Genomic DNA, 22,531 nt, shown 5'->3' on the forward strand with positions numbered 1-22,531 from the left:
ACAACGAGCTGCGGCGCGGTCACGAGTCACCACAGGGCCGGTAAGGGACGAGGTCGTGCAGGCGGCGGCCGAGCTCGTGGCAGCGCATGGCCAGCACGAGGGGGCTGGGCTCGCTGTCGTCCGCCGCGTCGGTCAGTGCGTCGGTGGCGGCGTCCACGACCCGCTGGTGCGCGTGGTAGCTCATCGTGCCCTGGACAGCGACGGAAGCGGCGCGCTCGGCGATCGGGAGACGTCGGCGTACCTCGTGCTGCAGACGGCGGTAGAGGTCGGCCAGCCGCGGTGGGGGCGGCAGGTCCTGGCAGGCGGAGGTCGCCGCGGTGATGAGGTGGTCGACGTATCCGCCGTCGGCGCAGGGGCGGCAGGCTCGGGGGAACCAGCTGATGACGGCGCCGAGGCACTTCATGTCGTGGCGGCCGAGGTCGATAGCTGCGGGGGAGCCGCAGAACACGCAGTCCTGGCCGCGCACTTGCCCCTCGGAGAGCAGCCCCATCGAGGGCAGCAGCGGTGCTGTAAGGCGGTCGGTGAGAGTCATCGCAGGGTCCCCATGAGCCGTTGTCGGCCGAGGTCCACGAGCACGGCCACAGCCGGTACGGCGCACAAGCCGCCAACGGTGTGCGGTTGCACCGCCCAATGCAGTCCGGTTGGGTCGGTCCGATCGGCAGCCGGGACGCTGAGGAATTGTCCGATGCCGAGCATCGGTGCGAATCCTGCATATCCCCACTTAGCAGGTGGGTACGGCTCGACGAGCGCGTGGTACGTGCGCTGAGGGCCGTTGTGTATCACGGGTCCGTCGAGTAGCTCGGCCAGTGCCGTCGTGACGGTGTCGAGGTCTGTTGATCCGATGCTGGCGTGCACAAGCGGCGCCGACAGGCGCACCGCATTGAACCGCGAGCCGAGCGGCAGCAGAGCGGCCCCGCCCTGTTCCCATTCCTGATGGGCCTGGCGCGGCTCTGCCTGAGCGCGCGCCAGCCAGTCGAAGGCGGCGCTGGTCAGCGTCGGAAATTCACAGATACCCGCGCTGAGAGCGCCGCTGTTTTCGCGCCCGGTCGTCATTCGTCTACCCCCACGGCCGCAGTGACGTGTCTCACACGTGTGACCGTAAGGGGGGATACTCAGAAGGGAGGACCGGATTCCGGTCCCCTCTATGCCGCCAGAATGCCGATGTCTACTGCCAGTTCGGATGCACGTTCGCGCCGCTCGGCCACTTTCGACTCGACCTCTTCGAGGATGATCCTGCGCGCGTAACCGTTGTACGCGATGGTCTCCCGCGCTGCTTCGCACGCCTTCTGCAACGTGGCGATAGCGACATCCGGCTGCCCGTCGAGCTGGAAAGCGCGAGCCTCCTCGATGCGGTGCCGTGCCCGGCGGGGTCGCGACTTAATGACGGCCTCGTCGGCCTTGGCAGCCTGACGCACGGACTCCCCGCCCTGATGCAGTTCGACGGCCACCGTGACGGCGTGTGCGCCCATGATGGCGCGCGAGAAGCTGGTGACTGGGTGGTAGTAATCCGCCGGCAGACGCTTGGCCATGCCCTCCGCCTTCTCCCAGTGGTGCCACGCTGTGCCGGTCTCCCGTCGGCGGGCGGCGGTGTAGCCGAGTTCGAACGTGAGGGCGCCCGCGATGGCGAGCACGTCATCCGAGGCGTCCGGGAGGAGCGGCTCGAGGAAACGGATCGCCTCCAGGTTGACGGCGTCAGCTGCGTCGAAGTGCCTGGGCCCGCTGTCGCGGTGCGCCTGGGCGAGCAGCCAGGCCGCCACCCCGATCGTGTGTGGGTCCCCGGATTCCTGAGCGGCTGTCATGCCGCGCTCGGCGACACGCCACAAGAGGCTGCTGTCGGGCTGGTAGGCGACGAAGAACTGGCACAGGCTGTACGACTCGGCGAGCAGCGCTTGGGCTGCCCGCCGGTCTGTCGCCGTGTCCGCGTGCCGCACGAGGGCCTGGCCGTCGCGGATGAGGGCAGGCAGCAGCCTGCCGATCACTTCGCGGTGGTCGGGAGCCTGGTGGCGTGCCTTCCACGCTGCGTGGAGCCGCGCCTCAAGGTGGGCGACGGGCGGCGGCTCGACGTCGGATCCGAGAGTGAAGGAGTCGACCGCGGCCTTTACGGACGCAAGCCGTGGGTGTCCGGGGCCGATGAAGAGTTCGGTGTGCATGTCCTCGGGATGACCTGTCAGTTCGACAAGATTGCGCACTCGTAGGGCCTCGGCGAGACGCAGCACCATGTCCAGCCCGGGGGCCTTCTGCTGCCCGTTCTCGATCTTCTTCAGGGTGTGTGGTGAGACGCCCACGAAGTCAGCTAGCTGCAGCCGAGTCATCCCGCGGCGTTCGCGGAGAATTTGTACGCGTTGCCCGAAGCGCAACGGGTCGGCGTACGGGTCCGGGGTAGCATCTGGAGACATTGCGGCCTTGCCCCTCTCTGAACAGCTCGACACTGTCAGGGTATGGGCAGGGCCGTTTCTATGTGAGGCGTCTGTCAACCCCGCCCCCGAGCATGGCGAATGGCCCCCTTCCGCCGAGGCGGAAGGGGGCCACTTTCACGGGTACTGACGGCGTGCAGGATCAAGCGCGGCCGTCTCGGGGCGCGGCTCCTCGTCGGGGTTGGGCGGTGGTGCCCCGTCCCGGCGGCACACGAGGGCGTACGGGTCGCCGGGCGGCGTCTGGAGGCTGTACCCATCCGGGCATGCCTGACCGTCGATGCCGTCCTTCCCGTCCGCTCCGGCAGGGCCTGGCTCGCCGCGCGGGCCAGCGGGACCCGGCTCCCCTACCGACTCGCCCGGATCCTGGCGAATGCCTTGGCCGCCGCCGGCCCGGAGTGGAACGCCGACACCGACTTCGATGTCCGGCTCCAGGACGTCCCGCTCACCAATCGTCGCCCGGACGTCATCGCGTACCGCGCCGAGACGATCGACATCACCCCCACCCGCCCCGAGCACGTGCCGCTGGTCGCGGAGGTGGTGTCGTCGGGATGGGAGACGACCTACCGGGAGGCGGACCTGTTCACCGGCACCCTCGAGGTGGCGGCGCCTTTCCCGGTGGAGATCGACCTCGGTCAGGTCTGATCGGCCTCGGTCAGGTCTGGCGGCGGCGCGAGCTCATTCCTCCTGGGTCCGGAGTGGATTTCAGCGCAATAGCCATTTCGTCCGTTTAATGAACGGAAGGTCATTGCGCTGTCGACGCCTACCCAGATAGCGTGGCGGATGCAGCTCGGTCACAATTCCCAGGGGGGCACGTGGCGGTTACCAAAGAGTTGGTCTGCTTGGCGAATTCCCGGAAACACCTCGGGCGGTGTATCGCCGGGATCGATATCGAGTCGAACGCGTGGGTGCGGCCTGTCAGCAGTCGGCGGACCCACGAGGTCTCGGCGCCGGAAAGGCAGTATCGCGACGGTGCGGAGCCGCGCGTACTCGACGTCGTGTCCATGCGGCTTCTCAGGCCCAAGAGGTTCGGGTTCCAGACCGAGAACTGGATCCTCGACCCCAGCAGTCAGTGGACGAAGCGGGGGCGCGTCGGGTGGGACGAACTGTGCCGGCTGGAACAGAGGCCGAAGCACTTATGGGTGAACAGCGAGGACAGCACCAGGAAAGGGCTCAACGACCGAGTCCCTGTGGAGCATGAGTTCGCGCTGCTGAACTCCCTCAAACTCATCCGGGTCGCGTCTCTCACCATAGAGGTGGATCGGCCCTACGACGCGAACAGAGACCTCGAGGTGCGGGCCAAGTTCCGCCATGAGGGAACCACTTACATCCTCAAGGTGACCGACGCCGTGTACGAGGAGAAATTCAGGGCACTCGGCGTGGGAAGTTACAGTTTATCCGAGTCCTTCCTGACCGTGAGCTTGGGTGAGGAATTCAAGGGTTACCTCTATAAGATGGTGGCGGCCATAATCGAGCGTCGCACGACAGAACCGGGCAGCGACAGATGAGCTCCGACATGCTGATGACCATCGGGCACTCCAACCACGACCTCGACACGTTGGTCGAGTTGCTGCGCCGGCACGGCATCACCGCCGTCGCGGACGTCCGGTCGGTCCCCGCCAGCCAGTTCGCGCCGCATTTCAACCGCAAGTCCCTTGAGCCCGCGCTGTATGAGGCCGGCATCAAGTACGTCTTCCTCGGCGAGGAACTCGGCGCGCGCACGGACGACATGAGCTGTTATGCGGGCGGGCGGGTGCAGTACGGGCGACTCGCACGGACCGCCAAGTTCCGAGAAGGCATCGAGCGGCTGACCAAGGGCGCGGTGACCGAGCGGATCGCCATCATGTGCACCGAGGGCGAACCCTTGAACTGCCACCGCACGGTGCTCGTTTCGCGGGTGCTCGTGGAAGGGGGCGCCACCATCCAGCACATCCACGGTGATGGGCGGGTGGAGAGCCACGACTCGGCGATGGAACGCCTCATGGGCAAGTTCGGGCTCGCGGAACCCGAGCTGTTCCGCACGCCGGCCGAGCGGCTGGACGAGGCTCTTAGTCGTCAGGAAGAGCGCATCGCGTACGTCAGACAGGACTCACCTGCCGACACCGAACGGACGGCGGACGTATGAAGATCTACACGATCGGCTTCACGAAAAAGCCTGCGGAGAAGTTCTTCGGTCTTCTGAAGGAGTCCGGCGCGTCGACCCTCGTCGACGTCCGGCTCAACAACGTCTCGCAGCTGTCGGGCTTCGCCAAGCGCGACGACCTCAAGTACTTCCTCGGCGAGCTGTGCGGAATGGCGTACGTTCACCGGCCCGATCTGGCTCCGACGCAGCCCATCCTGGACGATCTCAAGAAGCACGGCTCCGGTTGGGCGGCCTACGAGGAGAAGTTCCTGGGCCTTATGGCACAGCGGAGAGCGTCAGAGACCGTTCCCCGGGAACTGGTCACCAATGCGGTTCTGCTGTGCAGCGAGCATGAACCGCACGAGTGTCATCGTCGACTGGTCGCGGAGTATCTGGCGGAGCGGTGGGGCGGCGCGACCATCGAGCACCTGGTCTGACGCCGGCGCCCGTCATACCCGAGCTAGTTGACGTTGTGCGTGGGGTAGACCTGCACGTCGGCGGCAATGCCCTTGATCGCGCCGGCGCCCGCGGGCCACTTCAGCGTCACGGTGTGGGTCTCGTTGGGAGGGGTCACCAGGAGGTGGGTCGGGTCGGACATGCTCTCGCCGCTGGTGTCGATGTCGTAGGCGAGGTTGGCGACGGCGGCCTGTCCGGGCTTCAGGGTCGTGACGCGCGGCTGGGCCTGTCCGCGCCGGGTGGAGCTGGACGTGCCGTCGGCGTCCTTGATGTCCACGCCCGGGAAGCCCGTCGCAGAGCAGGTCTTCGAGCCACGGTTGACCATGGTGATGTCGATCCGCCCGGTCTTCTCGTCCGGCGCGGCGTCCTGCGCGTCGATCGCCAGGTCCGCGGTCTTGCAGAACGTGACCCTGGCGCCGGTCTTCGTCGCGCTGCCCGCGGCCTCTGCCTTGATGTCCTCGCCGGAGCCGCCCTTCGAGGAGGCGGAGGAGGACGAATTCGAGGACGAGGCCGAGGAGCCCTTCGAGGACGTGCCTGAGCCGGAGTCCTCGCCGCCACAGGCGGTGAGCGAGAGGGCCGCGGCGACGGTGACGGCGGCGAGAGCGGTGAGGCGGGTCTTCTTCATGGTGTCCCCCCGGGGGAGTGGCGGTTGTCCGTGCGGTCTGAACTATTTGTAGCTCGCACGGAGTTACAGGCGGTCCCCCGCGACGTCTTCGTTCCGTCACAGCCGATGCCCGCACTGCCCTCGCGCTGCCCTTACCGCCCCTTACGGCGTCCCCTTCGGGCGCCCGCGCCACCCCCGTAAGGCCCCGGCGCCACCCCGTAGGCGCCCGGGGCCGCCCGTAAGGGCCCGGGGACCACCCCCGTAAGGCCCCCGGGACCGCCCTCAGCTCACGCCTCGTCCCGCGCCCCGTCGTTCAGCGACGTCGACGTGATGATTCCCGACTTGAGCTGGGCCCTGAGGTCCTCGTTCTCCCGTTGCAGCGACCTCAGCTGCCCGTACGTCTCGAAGAGGTAGCGCGCTTTTGTGCGGAGGGTCAGGGGGTCTATCGGCTTCAGGGCGACGTCCGCCACGCCCAGGCGGAACGCCGCCGCCGAGATCTCTCTGCTGACGTCGAAGCCCGTCAGGAGGACGATCGGTATGGCGCGGGTCTGTTCCAGGCGGCGGACGTAGCGGACCACGTCCAGGCCGCTCACGCCCGGCATACGGACGTCCAGGAGGATCAGGCCCACGTTCCCGCGGAGGATCACGCGCAGGGCGTCGTCGCCGTTGGAGGCACTCACCAAGGGGTAGCCGAGCGGGGCCAGCGCACTCTCCAGCGCGAACAGGGTGTCCTTGTGGTCGTCGACGACCAGGATCACGGAGTTGTTCAGCATGGACTGAGGCCCCCTCTGTCAGTAACCACGCTAAACCGACACCTGGGCGTGTAATCCCTGTGTCACCACACGGGCCATAACTATGTTCATGACCGCAGTATCTTCAGCAACAGAGGAAAATGCGCCCCCTCCGGGCACTCAACTCCCGTGCTCAGGTGCGGATGCGGACACCGTGGCGAGTGCGCATGCGGTGGAGCTCCCAGAGAGCCACCGCCGTCACCGAGACCGGACCGCCCAGGATCGCGCCCCACTGCGCCGCCGGCGGGCCGTGCGGCAGGCCGCCCTCCAGCGCGACGCTGCAGATCATCAGTTCCCAGACGAGTACGACGGTGAGTGCCGCCGGGAGCGCCGCGTGCACGTGGGCCGTGTTGAAGGCGTAGCGCGCGGCATACGCCGAGGCGAAGGCCAGGAACGGGAGCAGCCAGATCAGGCCGAGCAGGAGGGCGAGGGCCACCAGCCCGTTCAGGAGCGTGCCGTAGTTCTGCTTGAGGAGCAGGGCGCTGCCCGCCAGGACCAGAGCGACGCCGGTCAGGATTCCCACGTACCAGGCCACGGCCTTCAGCGGCGCGCCGAGGCGGGAGCGGAGCACGTGCCGCTGGTCGGCGGGTGCGTAACGGATGAAGGCCAGCACCACCAGCGGCCCTGTGAGGATCAGGAGGAGCGGCGCGAGGATCAGCTTCACCACGCCGTCGTTGGCCACTCCGCTCCAGCCGTCGTCGGCGCCGTACGTGTAGATCAGGTACAGACTCGCCGCCGCGCCCGCGATCGCCCGCCACAGCTGGACCCGCGTCACCAGCCGGTCCTCCACGCGGCCCGCGCCCGGCCGGTTGAAGAGCGCCTCCGCCCGGCGGCGGGCGGAACGGATCACCGGGACCAGCGGGGAGACGAAGAGGAAGCCCCAGAGCGTACGGCGGCGCCGGGCAGGGTGGGGGTACGGGGGTGGTGAGGGCTGCGGTGTGTACGGGTGCGGTGTGTACGGGTGCGGGGGGTGGGGTGGTGGTGCGTAGGGGAGCGGCGCACCGCCTCCCTGTGGTTGGCCGTTCGTCGGGCTCCAGCCCTGGTATCCCCCGTGCGCCACTTGTCTTCCTCACCTTTCCGGGACCGCCCTGTCGCTTCTGAGCGCGCGCAGTTTACTGGCCTCGAACGTGTTCGCCAGAGATCGTGTTCGACGGAGATCGTGTTCGACGGAATGCGACGGACTACGGAGGTATCGCCGTGCGGAAACCCATGCCGATTCCAGGGCCCGTGTTACGTGCCGACGGTGGCGTCGGGGCCATCTCGGACGCGGGTGGGCTGCATCTCTACCAGCGTCGGCTGCACGCCGAGTACGGGGGCGTCGTGCGGTTCCAGTTGCCGGGAGTGGGCGTCGCCGTGTCCGTCGCCGATCCGCTGGTGCTGGAGCAGACCGTCCGCATCGACGAGCGGCCCTCTGCCCTCTTCGCCTTCCTGGAACCCCTCTGCGAAGCCGGGAACCTCCAGGTCATCGGGGCCGAGGAGCATGCGCCCTGGCGCCGCGTGCTGCTGGAGGCACTCGCCGGGCGGCCCTCCCACGAACGGCACTTCGGGGAGTTCGTCTCTCTGGTGGAGGGGCTCGCCGAGCGGTGGGCCGGTGCGGGCGGGGACGCCGTCCTCCTTCAGAAGGATCTGACCGCCCTCTCCCTGCGCATGATCTGCGCCTATGCGCTGGGCGGCGCCGGCAGTGACGTCGTCCGGGCCGAGGAGGTCGTCGACGCCTTCGAAGTCGTGCTCAGCGAAGCCGACCCCACCACACAGCGCGCCTCCCTCGCCCTCGACCACTTGCGCGCCACCGTCGACCGCGTCATCGCGGCCCACGAAGGGGGCAGGGAGATCGCGCCGGAGGACGACCGGAGCGACCTCATCCGTGCCCTCATGGCCGCCCGTACCTCCCCCGCCCGCATCCGCGACACCGTCATGGTGACCATGCTCGCCGCCCACCACACCACCGGCGTCGCCGTCTCCTGGACCCTGCACCTGCTCGGGCGCCACCCCGAGGTCGCCGAACGCGTCGCCGCCGAACTCGACCGCGTCCTCGGCGACCGCTCGGCGCCCGACTATGGCGACCTGCGCGAGCTCACGTACCTGGACATGGTCCTGAAAGAGTCCATGCGGCTCTACCCGCCGGGTCCCTACGGGGCCCGCGAGACCACCGAGGACATGGTGCTGAGCGGTGCCGACGGCACGTACGGCATTCCCGCCGGCACCACCGTCTTCTATCCCTTCTGGGCCGTGCACATGAACCCCGACCACTGGCCCGAGCCCGAGGAGTTCAGGCCCGAGCGGTTCACCCCGGAGGCGGTGGCGGCGCGGTCGCGGTTCGCCTACGTTCCCTTCGGGCTCGGGCCGCGCAGCTGCGAGGGCGCCGGGCTGGCCATGGTGGAGGCCCAGTTGACGCTGGCCGTGCTGCTGAAGCGGTTCCGGTTCCGGCCCGTGGAGGGGCACGAGGTGACGCCCGTCGAACGGTTCGTGCTGTGGGCCGCCGACGACATTCCGATGGTCGTCACCCCGCGCGCCACCGCAGGCCGCTGAGCCTCAGCCGAGGTTCTCGCCGTACACGCGGTCGACCGTCATCGTCATCAGCACCCTTCGGTCGGCCACCATCACCGCGCGGTACTCGTCCCAGTCCGGGTGTTCCCCGGACGCCCGGCGGTAGTAGCGCACCAGCGCCTCCACCTCGGGGCCCTCGGGGTCGGTGCCGGGGCCCGTGAGGGTCGCCGTGCCCTCGGCGGTCGCCCACGAGCGGCCGTCGGGGCTCGTGACCTCCAGCGTGGCGCGCGGGTCCCTGCGCAGGTTCGCCGTCTTGGCGCGGCCCTCGGTCATCGACACGTGGACGGTGTCCGTCTCGGCGTCGTAGAAGGGCATGACGGGGGAGAGCTGGGGGCGGCCGTCCTTCTTGATGGTGGCGAGTACGCCGAGACGGGATGCCGCGAGCAGCGTGCGGGGGTCGTAAGCGGTGCGTTCGGACACGGGGGCCTCTCGGAGAGCGGATCGGAACCGGCTGACACGCATCAGCAATCGCCCGGCGGTCCGGGTAATTCCCCGTCCCGATGGTCGATTCGAGCCACGTGCGCCGAGTCCGGACGTCGCAACGGCACACGTACGTAGAACAGTTGATGCTTTGACGTTATCGCCGAATGACATCGGTACGAACAGGCCCCGTTCCCCGAATACTCGTCCCCGACCGGAAGCCGCACCCGCAGGCCTCCGGTCCCGGCGGCCCGGACATCCCGGGCGTACCGGCTACCGGCCTTTCCCCGGAAGGGACACCCCCATGAACAGATCCCGCATCAGCTTCCTCGCCACCCTCGGCTCGGCCGCCCTCGTCGCCTCGCTGGCCGCCGCGCCCTCCGCGCTCGCGGCCCCGGCTCCCGAGACGGTCAAGCCCTCGTCGACGTACGCCACGTCGTCGTACGTCGGCTCGGCCGAGGAGCAGGCCGCCAACAAGAGGTTCTTCGACGCCGTCATGAAGTCGGCGCTGAAGAAGCAGGCGGCGAAGCCCGGCATCCAGGTCGTCACCGTCACCTACAACACCAGCCGGGCGCCCAGCTTCCGCACCCAGATAGCCCGGAGCACGCAGATCTGGAACTCCTCGGTCAGCAACGTGAAGCTGCAGGAGACCAGCTCGACCGGTAACTTCCAGTACCGCGAGGGCAATGACCCGCGTGGCTCGTACGCCTCCACCGACGGGCACGGCCGCGGGTACATCTTCCTGGACTACCGGCAGAACCAGCAGTACAACTCCACGCGTGTGACGGCGCACGAGACGGGCCACGTTCTCGGTCTGCCCGACCACTACTCGGGTCCGTGCAGCGAGCTGATGTCCGGTGGCGGCCCCGGCACGTCCTGCACCAACGCCTACCCGAACGCGCAGGAGCGGTCCCGGGTCAACCAGCTCTGGGCGAACGGCCTCACCGCCTTCAAGGACAAGGGCGCGCTGACCAAGGTCCGCTGACCCCAGTCGGCCGCGCGCGGTCTCCCCACCGCGTTCGCGAGCGGACTGTTACGTACCGCTGACGGCCTCCGGGCCAACCCGGCCGCGTGCGGCGGGCTCTCCTCCGGCATGGGTACACATGCTCAGCGGAAGAAGCCGCGTCGCCGCGGCCGGCGACGGATCGTGGACTACCCGCGCGCCGGAAGGAGCGGCGTCCGGCGCTGGCTCCCTTCGTGGCGCCAGCTCCTCGGCGCGGCGGGGCTCTGCGCCGCCTCCGTCGCCACCCTCTTCGTCTGCGTGTACGTCAGCGTGGACATCCCCGACGAGAACGCGGCGGCCCGCCGCGAGGCCAACGTCTACTACTGGTCCGACGGTTCACAGATGGTCAGCACCGGGGCCGTCAACCGGCAGAACGTCGAGCTGGACCAGATCGCGCCGTCCGCGGTCGACGCGGTGATCGCCGCCGAGAACGAGACCTTCTACGACGACGCCGGGGTCTCCCTCAAAGGCCTGGCCCGCGCCACCGTGAACATGGCACGCGGCCGCGAGACGCAGGGCGGCTCCACCATCACCCAGCAGTACGTGAAGAACACCTACCTCTCGCAGGACCAGACGGTCACACGGAAGGTCAAGGAGTTCGTCATCGCCCTGAAGGTGGACCGCAAGAAGAACAAGAGCGAGATCCTCAAGGGGTACCTGAACACCAGCTGGTTCGGGCGGGGCGCCCATGGCATCGAGGCCGCCGCCCGCGCCTACTACGGCATCCCGGCGAAGGAGCTGGACCCCAGTCAGGGCGCGATGCTCGCCGCCATGCTGAAGGGCGCCGACCTGTACGACCCGGCCGTCAGCGCCGCCAACCACGAGCGGGCGCGGGAGCGCTGGGCGTGGATCCTGGACCGGCAGGTCGAGGTCGGGCTGATGGCGAAGAAGGAGCGGGCGAAGTACCGGGTCTTCCCCGAGCCCCGCAGCCGGTCGCGCTCCACCAGCCTCGGCGGCCAGACCGGCTACCTCGTCGACGTCGCCAACCGCTACCTCAAGCAGCAGACCGGCCTCACCGACGAGGAGCTGGCCCGCGGCGGCTACGAGATCCACACCACGTTCGACAGGACCAAGGTGCACCGCCTGGAGCGGGCGGTGCGGCGCGTCGTCGCGCGCGACCTCGACCCGGAGAAGCGGCCCGCGGACCGGCACGTGCAGGTCGGCGCGGCCTCGGTGCGGCCGTCCGACGGGGCGCTCGTCGCGCTGTACGGCGGGCCCGACGCCACCACGCACTTCACCAACAACGCCGACACATCGGGCGTCCCCGTGGGCTCGGCGTTCAAGCCGTTCGTGCTGGCGGCGGCGTTGCAGTACGGGGCGGCGCGGCAGGGCGTCGGGGCCGACAGCCACTACGCGGCGGACGGAGTCCTGCGCCGGGCCGACGGCGCCCCCGACCCCGACCGGCCGACGCTGCGCGAGGCGCTCGTGTCCGGCGGCAACGCCACGTACGTACGCCTCGGCAAGGACGTCGGGCGGGACACGGTGCGCAGGACCGCGGTCGCGGCCGGGATGCTGCGGCACAGCATGGCCCGCCTGGAGCCGACGTTCTCCATCGGCACGTCGACGCCGAGCGCGATCCGCATGGCCACCGCGTACGGGACGTTCGCCAACGACGGCGTGCGGCGCGACCCGTACTCGGTCACGAAGGTCGTCAAGGACGGTGAGCCGCTGTCCGGCCTCGCACCCCCCTCGTCGCGGCGCGCGCTCGACCCGCAGGTCGCCCAGGAGGTCGCCGACGCGCTGCGCACGGCGGGCAAGCGCATGGGGGTGGACGTCGCGGCGGGGCGCACGGGCGACCAGGACCGGCTCAGGTCGGCCTGGTTCGCGGGCTTCTCGAAGGACCTGTCCACGGCGGTGACGCTGTTCCGGCTGCGGCCCGGCGAACCTCAGCTGCTGCCCCTGTCGGGGGTGGCCGGGAAGAAGTCGGAGCGGGGGAACGTGCTGCCGCCGCGGATCTGGAAGGAGTACGAGGGGTAGGCCGCGGTCGGCTCACCACCGGACAGGAGGTGCTCGTGGGGCCGGTGCGCCCTGCGCGCTCCCCCGCGCTCCCTGTGTGCGCGGCCCTCCCCCTGCCTCACCTTGCAGCCCAGGAGCCTTTGGCCGCCCCCGCACCTATCCTGAGGAGACATGGAGGGGGACGCGGTCAACGCGGACGGGGGAACCAACTCACCCATGGATCACGCGAGTTGGCGGGTACGTCTGCGACGCTGGGCGGCCTCGGGCAGCGGCGACGTGCTGGGCGCCGGGGTGCTGTTCGGCACCGACCGCGTGCTCACCTGCGCGCATGTGATCCGCGACCCGGCGACGGGACAGCGCCCCGACCGCGTACAGGTCGAGTTCCCGCTGCTCCAGGGCCTCACCCGGACTCCGCACCGCACCGCGACCGTCGCCGCGGGACACTGGGTGCCGCCCTTCGGCAAGGCGCAGGGCGACCTCGCCGTCCTCGTGCTGGACGACCCCGCGCCCCTCCCCTCCTCCGTGACCCTGCACCGCACCCTCGACTACCGGGGCGCCACGGTCCTCGTCGACGGGTTCCCCGAGTACCAGTCGGGCGGGCAGTGGCTCACCGGGGTCTGCCGGGGGCCCGGCGGGCAGGGCGACGAGCGGGTGCAGATCGACCTCACCGGGGCGGGCGCGGACTCCGGTCAGCGGCTGCGGGGCGGGTTCAGCGGTGCGGGCGTACGCGAGGAGGGCAGCGACCGGCTGCTCGGGATCCTGGCGCAGGCCGACGAGCGGGGCGAGCACGGGTACATGATCCCGGCGGCCACCGTCGCCAAGTACTTCCGCCGCTTCGCCGAGCGGTACGTGACCGGGCCGCACGCCATCCCCGGCCACCGCGTCGTCTCGGCGGACGCCGCCCGCACCGCACGCCCGCACGGCCTGCAGCGCACCGTCACGCGCTGGCTGAACGGGGACGTGGACGCCTGGGACACCGAGGTCCTCTTCATCGCCGAGGACGACGACCGGGCACGCCAGGCGCTGTACGTCGTCCTGAACATGGCCGACCGCGAGCAGTCCCCGCAGCTGGCGGTGCGGCCCGTGGGACCCGGCGGCGACGCACCGCGGGACGGCGGCGACTCGCTCCTGTCGCGCGCCGGCATCGCGCCCCGCGTCGGCAGCATCGGCCTCGTCCTCGACCTGGAGGGCGCCGCACTGGAGGACCCCGACCAGCCGGAGCTCCGCGAAGCCCTCGCCGTCCTGCGGCACGAGCTGCGGCACGCGGCGGGACGGCACCCGGGAGGCCGGCCGACGGCCCCGCGGCGGCGCCCCGCCGTCGCCGTGCTCTACGCCGACCGGTCCGCCACCGAACCCGCGGCGGCGGCCAAGGCCCTCGGCGAACTGGCGGCCTCCGGCGCCCGGCTGCTGCTCGTGGTGCGCTCCAGCACGCACGGCTTCACGTACGCCCTCGCGGAGAAGCTGCTGCCCGCCGAGCGTGCCGCACAGTGGCTGCAGCGCATCGGCACCCGCGTCGACGCGCTCGCCGACACCGAACGCAGCGCGCGGCGCCTCTTCCACCGCGTCGAACCGCACGTCGTCGACCCACCGGTCGCCACCGGGTACGCCGCGCGGGCCGCCCTGTGGACCGTGCAGCTCAGCAACGAGCTGCGCCCGCTGACGGGCCGGGGCGGGCCGCGCCTCCTGGAGAAGCTCTCGTACGCCGAACAGGCCGTGGACACCTACCTGCTGCGGGCCGAGCGGGCCGAGAGCGAACTGCGCGCTGTGCTCGACGAGCATCTGCGGCTGCGCGGGCTGCTCCGCGACCACCTGGCGCGGCTCGCCCGGCGCGGCCTCGCCGAGCACCCGGACGCGGTCGGGCCCTACCGCGCGGCGCAGCAGCTGTTGCTGGCCGGGCCCTGCCCGCTGGCCGACGCCGAGCGGGCGGTGACGGCGTTCGCACGCGTGGTGCGGCGGCTCGCGGACGTGGAAGAGGGTGCGGCCGGGAACGCGGGCGCGGGTGGTGACGTGTGACGGCCGTGAAGTCCTGTCCGCACCCCGGGTGTTCGGGCACCGTGACGCCGACCGGGTACTGCCTGGCCAGCGGCGAGCGCGTCGACCCCGCGACCGGACTGCACTCCGCCGCGGACGTGCAGCCCGCGCCGTCGGCGCCCGTGTCGGAGTCGGCACCGAGACCCCCCGACGCGGCGACATCCGGCGAGGAGTCCTCCCAGCACTGGATCGTCGACCTGGGCGTCGCCCCAGAACCGCCGCGCCCGGCCCACGTCGCCCTTCCCCCCGAGCACCCCGACCCCACGGTCCTGCCCGAGATCACGCTCCTGGACCGGGCGGACAGCGCGGGCGACAACCCCGTCGCCCCCAGCGGGCTGCCCCTGCCGCCCGGCACCCTGCTGGCCGGTCAGTACCGCCTCGTGCGGCCCCTCGGGTACGGCGGGATGGGCGAGGTCTGCCTCGCCCACGACACCAAGGTCGACGACCGCGCGGTCGCCGTGAAGATGCTCCACGCCGAGCTCGCCACGGAGTCGTACAGCCTCCTGGAGGGCGAGCGCAGAGAGCTGGTCGAGCTCAACCACGACGGGTTCATCCGGGTGTTCAACTACGGGCACCACGCCGGGGTCGGGGACTTCCTCGTCCTCCAGTACGTCGACGGGCTCAACCTCGAAGAGGTGCGGGCCCGCGCCCACGAGCACCCCGAGGAGTTCGGCGGCGACCGCTTCCTGGAGTTCGTCCTCGCGTACGGCGTGCGGATCCTGGCGGCGCTCGCGCACCTGCACGCCCCCGAGCGCGGCAAGGTGTACGGCGACCTCAAGCCGCCCAACGTCATGCACGACGGCTCCACCACCAAGCTCGTCGACGTCGGCAGCGTCCGCCGCGCGGGCGCCCCCGGCCTCACCACCGCCCTCTACCGCGCGCCCAGCGTCGGCCCGCACGGCGAATCCGAGCCGCAGGACGACCTGTTCAGCCTCGGCGAGACACTGCGCACCCTGTGCGGGCTCGGCGCGACCCGCCACGACCTCGCCGACCTCGCGGCGCTCGCCCCGCTCGACGACGCCACCGGGGGCCACCGCGGACTCGGTCTCGTCTCCCTCGCCAGAGCGCTGCGCCGCGCCACCCGCACCGCCCGCGCCGGACGCTTCGCCACGGCCCGCGAGATGGACGAGCAGCTGCGCGGCGTCTTCCGGGAACTGCGGTCCCTGCGCACGGGCGCCGAGACGTTCGAGCCCTCCCCGCTCTTCCTCCAGTCCGCGTACGCCCTCGACGGCGGGCTCGGCGCCGCCCCCGAGGTCCGGCACTGGGCCACCGCCCCGGCCGCGCCGCACCACCCCGCCCCCGGCCCGCCCGAAGTGGCCGGGCGGCTCCCCGTGCCGCGCCCCGACCCGGACGACGACCACCACGGCGAGCTCAGCAGGCTCAGCGACGACGACCCCGAGGCGCTGCTCCAGCACACCGGCGACTGGCGGGACTCCCCCGAGGTGCACCTGCTGCGGTGCAGGCTGCGGCTGCGGGTGGCGCTGCGGTCCGAGGACGGGGACCTCACCGGCGCCGAGACCGCGCTCGCCCTGGCCGAGGACGCCATAGGGCCCGCGAACGGACCGCACGACTGGCGGCTCGACTGGCACCGGGGGCTGCTCGCCCTGGCCCGCTCCCGGGTGCCGGAGGCCCGCGGCCGCTTCGACCGGGTCTACGCCGCGATCCCCGGCGAGTACGCCCCGAAACTCGCCCTCGGCTACTGCGCCGAACAGCTCGGGCGGCTGCACGAGGCCCTCACCTTCTACGAGGCCGTGCGGCTGCGGAACCCCTCGCTGGGCAGCGCGGCGTTCGGCGCCGTCCGGGCGCGGCTCGCCCTCGGCGGCCCCGACGCCCTCACCGACGCCATCGCCGCGCTCGACGCGGTCCCGCAGCACTCCCGGCACCGCACCGCCGCCCGCACGGCCGCCGTCCGCATCCGCGTCGACCACGCGCGGGACGCCGAGGGCCTCGGCGCTGCGGTGCGCGCGCTGGGCCGGCTCTTCTCCGCACACGGCCTGACCGACGAACCGTCGCGCGTACGGATGAAGACGGAGGTGTGGGGCGCGGCGCACCGGCTCCTCGGCGACGCGGACGGCGGGGGCGGGGCGATCACCGGGGCCCAGCTGCGTGCCGTCGCCGCGCACGCCGATCCCCTGCTCGAATTCCCCGCCGACGTACGGGCGCTCCGCACCGACCTGTCCCGCTTCTACCGGGTCCTGGCCCACCAGGCCGCCCGGGACGCGCCGACGCCGGACGACGGCATACCGCTCGCCGAGATCCTCCTCGACCGCGCCTACGCGGTCCGCCCCTTCGGCTTCCTGCACGCACGATTCGGCAAGGACTTCCCATGGCTGGGCAAGAAGATCAGGAACCGGCCGCCTCGGTCGGCCTGGAAGTGAGCCAGGTCGTCGAGCTGCCCCGCCCGCGCACCCCGGGCGGGCAGGACACGGCCCGCATGTACGCCGTCCTCACGGTGACGGTCCGCAGGGCGGGCGCCGCGCACGCGCCGCCCGCCGCAACGGTGCGCGACCCGGCCGCAGCGGATGCGGGGGCGGCCGGGGCCCGCCTCGCGGAGGTGCTGCTCATCGACCACTCCTCCTCCATGGTGATGCCGCCGAGCCGTCTCGCCGCCGCCCGCGCCGCCGCCGTCAGCGCGCTGGCCCGCATCCCCGACGGCTCGCTGTTCGCTCTGGTCGCCGGGGGCGACAGGACCGCCATGATCTATCCCAGGCGGCCGGGTCTCGCCGTCGCGCACGCCGAGTCGCGGGCCGCCGCCGAGGCCGCATTGCACGACTGCACCCCGGGTGGCGGCACCGCGATGGGCACCTGGCTGGAGCGGGCCCGGCAGCTCTTCCGGGAACTGCCGGCCACGGGCGACGGCGGCGGCTGGGTGCGGCACGCGCTGCTGCTCACCGACGGCAAGAACGAACCCGGGTACGAGACGCGGGCCGAGCTGCAGGAGCGGGTCGAGCGGTGCGCGCGGGCCTTCGCCTGCGACGTCGTGGGCATCGGCGACGCCTGGGAGACCGAGGAACTCCTGCTCATCGCCCGTGCGTTGGGGGGCGGCGCCCGTGCCGTCGCGGATCTGACGCGGCTGCCCGACGAGCTGGCCTCGCTCACCGGGCGGGCCGCCGGGCGTGACGTCACGGGCCTGCGGCTGCGCCTCTACCACCGCGCCGGGGTGCGTCCGCACTCCTTCGAGCAGGTCCATCCCACGCGGGTCGCGCTCCACCCCGACCGCGTCGACCTGTCGGGTGTCGGGACGGGCGCGGGCGGTCCCGTCGAGGAGTACGACCTCGGCCCGTGCGGCCAGGAGACCCGCGCCTATCTGCTGTGTGTCGGCGCGCCCTACGACCCCGCCCAGCTCGGCAAGGAGCTCCTCCTCACGGAGGTCGAACTGGACGCGGAGAGCCCGGCGCCGCTGCGGCTGCCCGCGCCGCAGCCCGTGCTGATGCGCTGGACCGACGACCCCGACCTGTACAGCCGACTCGACCCGCAGGTCGCCCACTACCGGCAGGAGGAAGAGCTGCACCGCACCTTCGAGGAGGCCTGCGCGGAGCTGAAGCTCGGCAGGCGGTCGGCCGCCGAGGCGCTGCTCGGCACCGCGTGGCGGCTCGCCGCCGAGACCGGCGACACCGCGATGCAGGAGCATCTGCGCCGCCTCGTCCGCGTCCGCGACTCGGCGAGCGGGCGGGTCGAACTCCGGGACCGCATCGCGAAGTTCGACGTCGAGGCCGCCCGCATCCAGACCAGCACGACCGTCCTGCCCGGCGTCCACCTGCCCGGCCCACGGCCGCCCGGAGCCGCCCGGTGACGGCCCTGTGGCGCGCCGTCCCGCCGCTCGCCGCCGACGCGCTGCGCGCCCTGCGCCGGTACGCGTGGCCGGTACCGCTGGCCGAACGTCCGCGCAACCGCCGGTACTTGCGGGACCGGCTCGTCGCGCTGCCGCTGCTCACCGTCGTCGCGGCCGTAACGTTCGGCTGGGCGTACGCGGACGTGCGCGAGGACTCGGCGACCCTGCGGGACAGCTTCCTGCCCGCGCTCGTCGGGCTCGCCGAGGCCGAGACGTCCCTGCGCATCGCCGACCGCGAGGCCGCGGAGAGCCTGGCGGCCGGGGAGGCCGTACAGCTCAGCGGGTTGAGCAAGCGGTACACCACGCGCACCACCAGGGCCGTGCAGCACCTCAACCAGGTGGCCCGCAGCGGCGCCCTGACCACCGCCGAACGCCAGGAGCTCGACGTCGTCTCCGGGCTCGTCGTCGACTACGGCACCTGGATCACCTTCGCCCAGAACAACGTCGCCGACCCCACGCTCCGGGACGCCGGACTCTCGTACGCACGCAGCATGCTCTGCTCGGCCCCCGGGCCCGCGCCCACCGGGAAGGCCGGCGCGGACGGCTATCCGGCCTGCCGTCCCGCCACCGGTTCGCGCTCCGACGCGACCGCCGTCGTCGACCGCATCTCCTCCCTGGAGGACAGGCTGCGCGACAGGCTCGCGGACCGGGCGGCGCCGGGCGGCCGCGTCCTCGCCACGGCATCCCTTTCCGCCCTCGCCCTGGTGCTGCTCGCGTGCGGCCACTGGCGCACCCAGGTGTTCGTCCACCACCGGCTGCACCTCCACGTCAGCGTCCCGCTGCTCGTCGCCGCCCTGCCGCTGCTCGCCGTGCCGTTCCTGACGGCCGACGCCGTCCTCGCCCACCGGGCGCAGCAACGGGTGGTGTCGACGGCGGCCGGGATAGCCGAGCGGACGACCCCGGCGATCGAGTCGACCGTCGACGACGACCCGTTCGGCGCCCGCCACCCGCTCCTGATCCGGTCCCTGGACGAGCACGCGAACCGCGACCTGGCGGCGGGCCGCCTCTCCTCGCTGGACGGGGTCGCGCCGTGGGTGGCGCCCGCCGGTCTCCTCAGCGCGGGCGTCACCGCGGTCACCCTCCACGCCTACCGCCGCGAGTACGTCCTCGTCTCCCGCCCAGGAGCCACCCCATGAGTCCCCGGACCGTGTTCCGCACCCTCCTCGCGACCTGTCTGCTCGCCGTCACCGCGGGTGCCTGCGGGAGCGAGCGGCCCGAGACCCTCGTCGTGCTGGGGCCCTGGACCGGTCCGGAGGGCAAGGCCTTCGAGGCGATGCTGCACCGCCTCGACGACGGCACCGGCAAGTCGTACACGTACCAGGGCACCCGTTCGCTGCGGGAGACGCTCGGCGCGCAGCTGGAGGCGGGCGACCCGCCGGACGTGGCGATCCTCAACAGCATCGGCGAACTCGTGGAGCACGCCCGCGCGGGACACCTCACCCCGCTCGACCGCGCCGCCACCGCCCGCGCCTACCCGCCCTGGGCGCCCCGCCTCGACGTCGACGGCGGGCGCCGCACCTACTGGGTGCCGCTGAAGGTCGACCTGAAGAGCCTGGTGTGGAGCAAGGAGGGCAGCGCCCGTGACCGTCCCGCATGGTGCGTGGGGCTCGCCTCGCAGGCCACGTCCGGGTGGCCCGGCACCGACTGGATCGAGGACATCCTCCTGCACCAGGCGGGCCCCGCCACGTACACGCGGTGGGCCACCGGGGACGTCCGCTGGCGCGACCCGCGGGTCCGCAGGGCGTGGACGACCTGGGCCGAACTCCTCGGCAGGCGCACGCGGGCGGCCGTGGACCGGTCCCTGACGACGCCGTACGTCGGTCCGCGCGGTCTGCTCGACTCCCAGCGGCCCCGCTGCACGCACGAGCACCAGGGTGCCTTCATCCGGTACGTGTACGCGCACGACCGGGTCCGCGTCGAACCCGCGGCGGGCTACCTGGGCGGGCGGCCCGAGCACGACGGCGCGTATGAGGTGGCGGGCGACATGGCCGCCGTGTTCAGCGGCGACCCGGCGGCGCGCGCCCTCGTCGACCGCCTCTCCGGCGAGCGGGCCCGCGCGCTCTGGCGGGAACGGGCCTCGGACGGGCTGCAGCCGTTCTTCCCCGACGCGAGCGACCCCCAGCCGACCGACGCGACGGGCCGGCGCATCGCGGACATCCTCACGGCGAAGGCGCGGACGCTCTGCTTCGACGCGTCGGACGTGATGCCGCCGGGCGTGCGCGACGCGTTCCACCGGGCCGTCCTGCAGTACTTCGGCGACCCGACGGAGAAACGCCTCGACGAACTCCTCGGCCGGCTGGACACGGTCCGCACCGAAGCCGCGAAGGACGCGGCCCCCGGCCACCTGCCGGAGTCGGAGGTCTGCGCCCCGCCCGGCGGCTGAGATCCTGTGGCCGTCGCACCCGCGTCAGCGGCTGAGCTCCTCCGGGCAGGGTGTGCCGCGCGGCAGCTGGTAGGGCGAGCCGAGCCGGTAGACGCCGGCCTTCGGGGCGAGCAGCTCGACCCACTTGTCGCCCGCCCGGTCCTCCCGCGCCTCGGACAGGCAGCCGTTGATGTTCTCGTACACCTTGGGCCGCCTCTCGTTCAGCTCGCGCTGCCGCTTCGACGCCTCGGTCTCCTGCGGCGCCTTCACGCCCTTGCCGTGCTCGTCGACGATGCTCAGCCACGGCGAGTACGGGATGCGGATCAGGACGCGGCCCGGCTTGTCGACGCGCAGCGTCATCTGGCCCTGCTCGGCGCGGGTCACCACGGCGTTCGGCTCGGCGAGCGGGCGCGGATCGGTGACCTCGTACAGCTGCCAGTTGTCGTCGACCCACACCTTCTTCAGGTACGGCAGGCCGTCCCTGATGAGCTGCGCCTCGCGCTTGCCGCCGTCGCCGTCGGGCTCGCCCTTGGGGAGCGCCACGTAATGCACGGACCAGCGCTGCAGCCACTCGTGGTAGTTCGCCGAGTTCAGGGTGTCGTCGTAGAAGAGCGGGTTGCGCTCCATGTCGGCCTGCCGGTTCCAGCCGCGCGCGAGCTGGACGTACGCGGGGAGCGCGGACGCCTCGCGGTGGCTGCGGGCCGGCACCACTTCGAGGCGGCCCTTCGCGGCGCCCTTCTCCTTCAGCTCGTTGACCAGCGGCGCGACCTCACGCGTCCAGGAGGCGTCGGAGCGGGTGTGCACGATGTCGTCGACGGCCTTGAAGCCGATCCACCCGGTGAAGCCGACGAACGCCACGATGATCACGTACCAGGTACGGGACTTCGGGACCGCGTACGGCAGCGCGGCGATCAGCGCGACGCCCGCGAAGGACATCGCGAGACGCGAGATGTTGGAGCCGATCTGCGAGCTGATCAGCCAGACGCCGAGCACGAACGCCGCGTACACGGCGGTGGTGATCCGTACGGTCTTCCACTGCTTCGGCACGACGAAGTAGACGATGATCGAGGCGATCAGCGGCAGCGACGCCGAGCCGAACGACATCGGCTGCGTGCCGGAGAACGGGAAGAGCCACGCGGAGAGGCCCACGACGACGGCGGGTGCGATGCCCAGCGCGTACGCGCCCGGGTACCGCTTGCTGAGGAACAGCGCGACGGCGACGAGCCCCACGAAGAGACCGGCGACGGGGCTGCCCATCGTCGCGAGCGCCGCGAACGGAGCGGCGACCAGGGCCTTCGCCCACCGCTTGTAGCGCCAGCGGTGCGGCCAGCAGAAGACGGCGGCGACGGCCGCGAGCGCGAACATCTGGCCGAGGCCGTAGGTCACGCGGCCCGACACCGCGTTGGCGAGCAGCGCGAAGACACCCGCGGCGACCGGCCACAGCAGCCTGCCCTTCACCGCGCGGCTGCGCATGAGGATCATGGTGAGCAGCCCCGCCGAGACGGTGCCCGCGATCATCATCGTGGTCCGCACGCCGAGCACCGACATGAGGTACGGCGAGATCACGCTGTACGACACCGGATGCATGCCGCCGTACCAGCCCAGGTTGTACGCCGACGCCGGGTGCCGCCCGACGAACTCGGCCCAGGCGTCCTGTGCCGCGAGGTCGCCGCCGCTGTTGGCGAAGACGAGGAACCAGACGACGTGCAGCACGGCGGCGACCGCCGTCGTGATCGTCACCGGGTGGCGCAGGAAGCGCTTCTGCCACGGTTGCGCGGGCCCGCCGCCGGGCGCACTGCGCTGGGCCGGCAGCTTGACCCGCCCACCGGTGCGGGGGCCGTCGCCCGTGTCAGGTGCGGCGGCGTCGTCGGCGCGCGTCGGCTCCGCTGTTGCCACTGGAGGCTCTCCCCGTGTCGTCCATGTTTCCGGAGTACCCCGGGTCCCCGAGCTTGTGACGCTAGCACGCACGCGCGAGGGGAGGCCCGGGGCGGGCCTC

General features: G+C 71.8%; 19 protein-coding genes and 1 pseudogene. 12 read left to right on the forward strand and 8 right to left on the reverse strand.

Annotated features, from left to right (window positions below):
- Positions 1–19 precede the first annotated feature (19 nt).
- The 3 genes from DEJ47_RS36435 to DEJ47_RS16200 form a co-directional block, all read right to left on the reverse strand.
- Positions 20–532 (reverse strand): hypothetical protein, encoded by a 513-nt coding sequence (locus tag DEJ47_RS36435; protein ID WP_190415435.1) that lies wholly within the window; start codon positions 530–532, stop codon positions 20–22.
- Entirely contained in the window at positions 529–1,053 is a 525-nt protein-coding gene (locus DEJ47_RS16195) for a hypothetical protein (protein WP_150169020.1), read from the reverse strand. Before DEJ47_RS16195 ends, DEJ47_RS36435 begins: the two co-directional genes overlap by 4 nt.
- Before the next feature lie 89 nt (positions 1,054–1,142).
- The gene (locus DEJ47_RS16200) at positions 1,143–2,396 is read right to left on the reverse strand and encodes a helix-turn-helix transcriptional regulator (RefSeq protein ID WP_150169022.1); all 1,254 of its coding nucleotides are present in this window, start codon (positions 2,394–2,396) and stop codon (positions 1,143–1,145) included.
- 345 nt (positions 2,397–2,741) lie between these two features.
- On the opposite strand from DEJ47_RS16200, the pseudogene DEJ47_RS16210 reads away from it, so the two are divergent.
- From DEJ47_RS16210 to DEJ47_RS16225, 4 genes and pseudogenes are all read left to right on the forward strand, one after another.
- A pseudogene (locus tag DEJ47_RS16210) lies at positions 2,742–3,056 on the forward strand (Uma2 family endonuclease); the annotation flags it as partial.
- Between the two features lie 170 nt (positions 3,057–3,226).
- Entirely contained in the window at positions 3,227–3,919 is a 693-nt protein-coding gene (locus DEJ47_RS16215) for a dual OB domain-containing protein (protein WP_150169024.1), read from the forward strand.
- Positions 3,916–4,536: a DUF488 family protein gene (locus DEJ47_RS16220; protein ID WP_150169026.1), complete on the forward strand. Its 621-nt coding sequence runs from the start codon at positions 3,916–3,918 to the stop codon at positions 4,534–4,536. The genes DEJ47_RS16215 and DEJ47_RS16220 overlap by 4 nt, the downstream gene beginning before the upstream one ends.
- Entirely contained in the window at positions 4,533–4,970 is a 438-nt protein-coding gene (locus DEJ47_RS16225; RefSeq protein WP_150169028.1) for a DUF488 family protein, read from the forward strand. Before DEJ47_RS16220 ends, DEJ47_RS16225 begins: the two co-directional genes overlap by 4 nt.
- Before the next feature lie 23 nt (positions 4,971–4,993).
- Here the strand turns inward: DEJ47_RS16225 and DEJ47_RS16230 are convergent, their stop codons facing one another.
- From DEJ47_RS16230 to DEJ47_RS16240, 3 genes are all read right to left on the reverse strand, one after another.
- Complete coding sequence (locus DEJ47_RS16230; RefSeq protein ID WP_150169030.1) at positions 4,994–5,614, reverse strand: DUF4232 domain-containing protein; 621 nt, start codon at positions 5,612–5,614, stop codon at positions 4,994–4,996.
- Between the two features lie 266 nt (positions 5,615–5,880).
- Positions 5,881–6,366, reverse strand: a complete 486-nt coding sequence (locus DEJ47_RS16235; RefSeq protein ID WP_150169032.1) for a two-component system response regulator — start codon at positions 6,364–6,366, stop codon at positions 5,881–5,883.
- Between the two features lie 151 nt (positions 6,367–6,517).
- Positions 6,518–7,234, reverse strand: a complete 717-nt coding sequence (locus DEJ47_RS16240; RefSeq protein WP_161237933.1) for a hypothetical protein — start codon at positions 7,232–7,234, stop codon at positions 6,518–6,520.
- A gap of 359 nt (positions 7,235–7,593) precedes the next feature.
- On the opposite strand from DEJ47_RS16240, the gene DEJ47_RS16245 reads away from it, so the two are divergent.
- Positions 7,594–8,913: a cytochrome P450 gene (locus DEJ47_RS16245; RefSeq protein WP_150169036.1), complete on the forward strand. Its 1,320-nt coding sequence runs from the start codon at positions 7,594–7,596 to the stop codon at positions 8,911–8,913.
- Between the two features lie 3 nt (positions 8,914–8,916).
- On the opposite strand, the gene DEJ47_RS16250 is transcribed toward DEJ47_RS16245, so the two are convergent.
- Positions 8,917–9,351, reverse strand: a complete 435-nt coding sequence (locus DEJ47_RS16250; protein WP_398337509.1) for a PPOX class F420-dependent oxidoreductase — start codon at positions 9,349–9,351, stop codon at positions 8,917–8,919.
- Between the two features lie 304 nt (positions 9,352–9,655).
- Between DEJ47_RS16250 and snpA the strand changes: the two genes are divergently transcribed.
- The 7 genes from snpA to DEJ47_RS16285 all read left to right on the forward strand — a co-directional run bounded on the left by snpA (position 9,656) and on the right by DEJ47_RS16285 (position 20,556).
- Positions 9,656–10,336, forward strand: coding sequence for a snapalysin (gene snpA / locus DEJ47_RS16255; protein WP_150169040.1), 681 nt, complete (start codon positions 9,656–9,658; stop codon positions 10,334–10,336).
- A 108-nt stretch (positions 10,337–10,444) separates the two neighbouring features.
- A complete protein-coding gene (locus tag DEJ47_RS16260) occupies positions 10,445–12,331 on the forward strand; it encodes a transglycosylase domain-containing protein (RefSeq protein ID WP_190415437.1) in 1,887 nt (628 codons plus the stop codon).
- A 195-nt stretch (positions 12,332–12,526) separates the two neighbouring features.
- Positions 12,527–14,323 carry a trypsin-like serine peptidase gene (locus DEJ47_RS16265; RefSeq protein ID WP_161237750.1) on the forward strand — a complete coding sequence of 599 codons (1,797 nt, stop codon included), beginning with the start codon at positions 12,527–12,529 and terminating at the stop codon, positions 14,321–14,323.
- Between the two features lie 41 nt (positions 14,324–14,364).
- Positions 14,365–16,719 (forward strand): tetratricopeptide repeat protein, encoded by a 2,355-nt coding sequence (locus DEJ47_RS16270; protein ID WP_223828378.1) that lies wholly within the window; start codon positions 14,365–14,367, stop codon positions 16,717–16,719.
- Positions 16,668–18,134, forward strand: a complete 1,467-nt coding sequence (locus DEJ47_RS16275; protein ID WP_150169044.1) for a VWA domain-containing protein — start codon at positions 16,668–16,670, stop codon at positions 18,132–18,134. The genes DEJ47_RS16270 and DEJ47_RS16275 overlap by 52 nt, the downstream gene beginning before the upstream one ends.
- Positions 18,131–19,309: a hypothetical protein gene (locus tag DEJ47_RS16280; RefSeq protein WP_223828379.1), complete on the forward strand. Its 1,179-nt coding sequence runs from the start codon at positions 18,131–18,133 to the stop codon at positions 19,307–19,309. Before DEJ47_RS16275 ends, DEJ47_RS16280 begins: the two co-directional genes overlap by 4 nt.
- Positions 19,306–20,556, forward strand: a complete 1,251-nt coding sequence (locus DEJ47_RS16285) for an alpha-glucoside ABC transporter substrate-binding protein (RefSeq protein WP_150169046.1) — start codon at positions 19,306–19,308, stop codon at positions 20,554–20,556. Before DEJ47_RS16280 ends, DEJ47_RS16285 begins: the two co-directional genes overlap by 4 nt.
- Positions 20,557–20,580: 24 nt before the next feature.
- On the opposite strand, the gene DEJ47_RS16290 is transcribed toward DEJ47_RS16285, so the two are convergent.
- Positions 20,581–22,431, reverse strand: a complete 1,851-nt coding sequence (locus DEJ47_RS16290) for a DMT family transporter (RefSeq protein WP_150169048.1) — start codon at positions 22,429–22,431, stop codon at positions 20,581–20,583.
- Positions 22,432–22,531 lie beyond the last annotated feature (100 nt).

This window comes from Streptomyces venezuelae, from assembly GCF_008642355.1.
Classification (GTDB): Bacteria; Actinomycetota; Actinomycetes; order Streptomycetales; family Streptomycetaceae; genus Streptomyces; species Streptomyces venezuelae_B.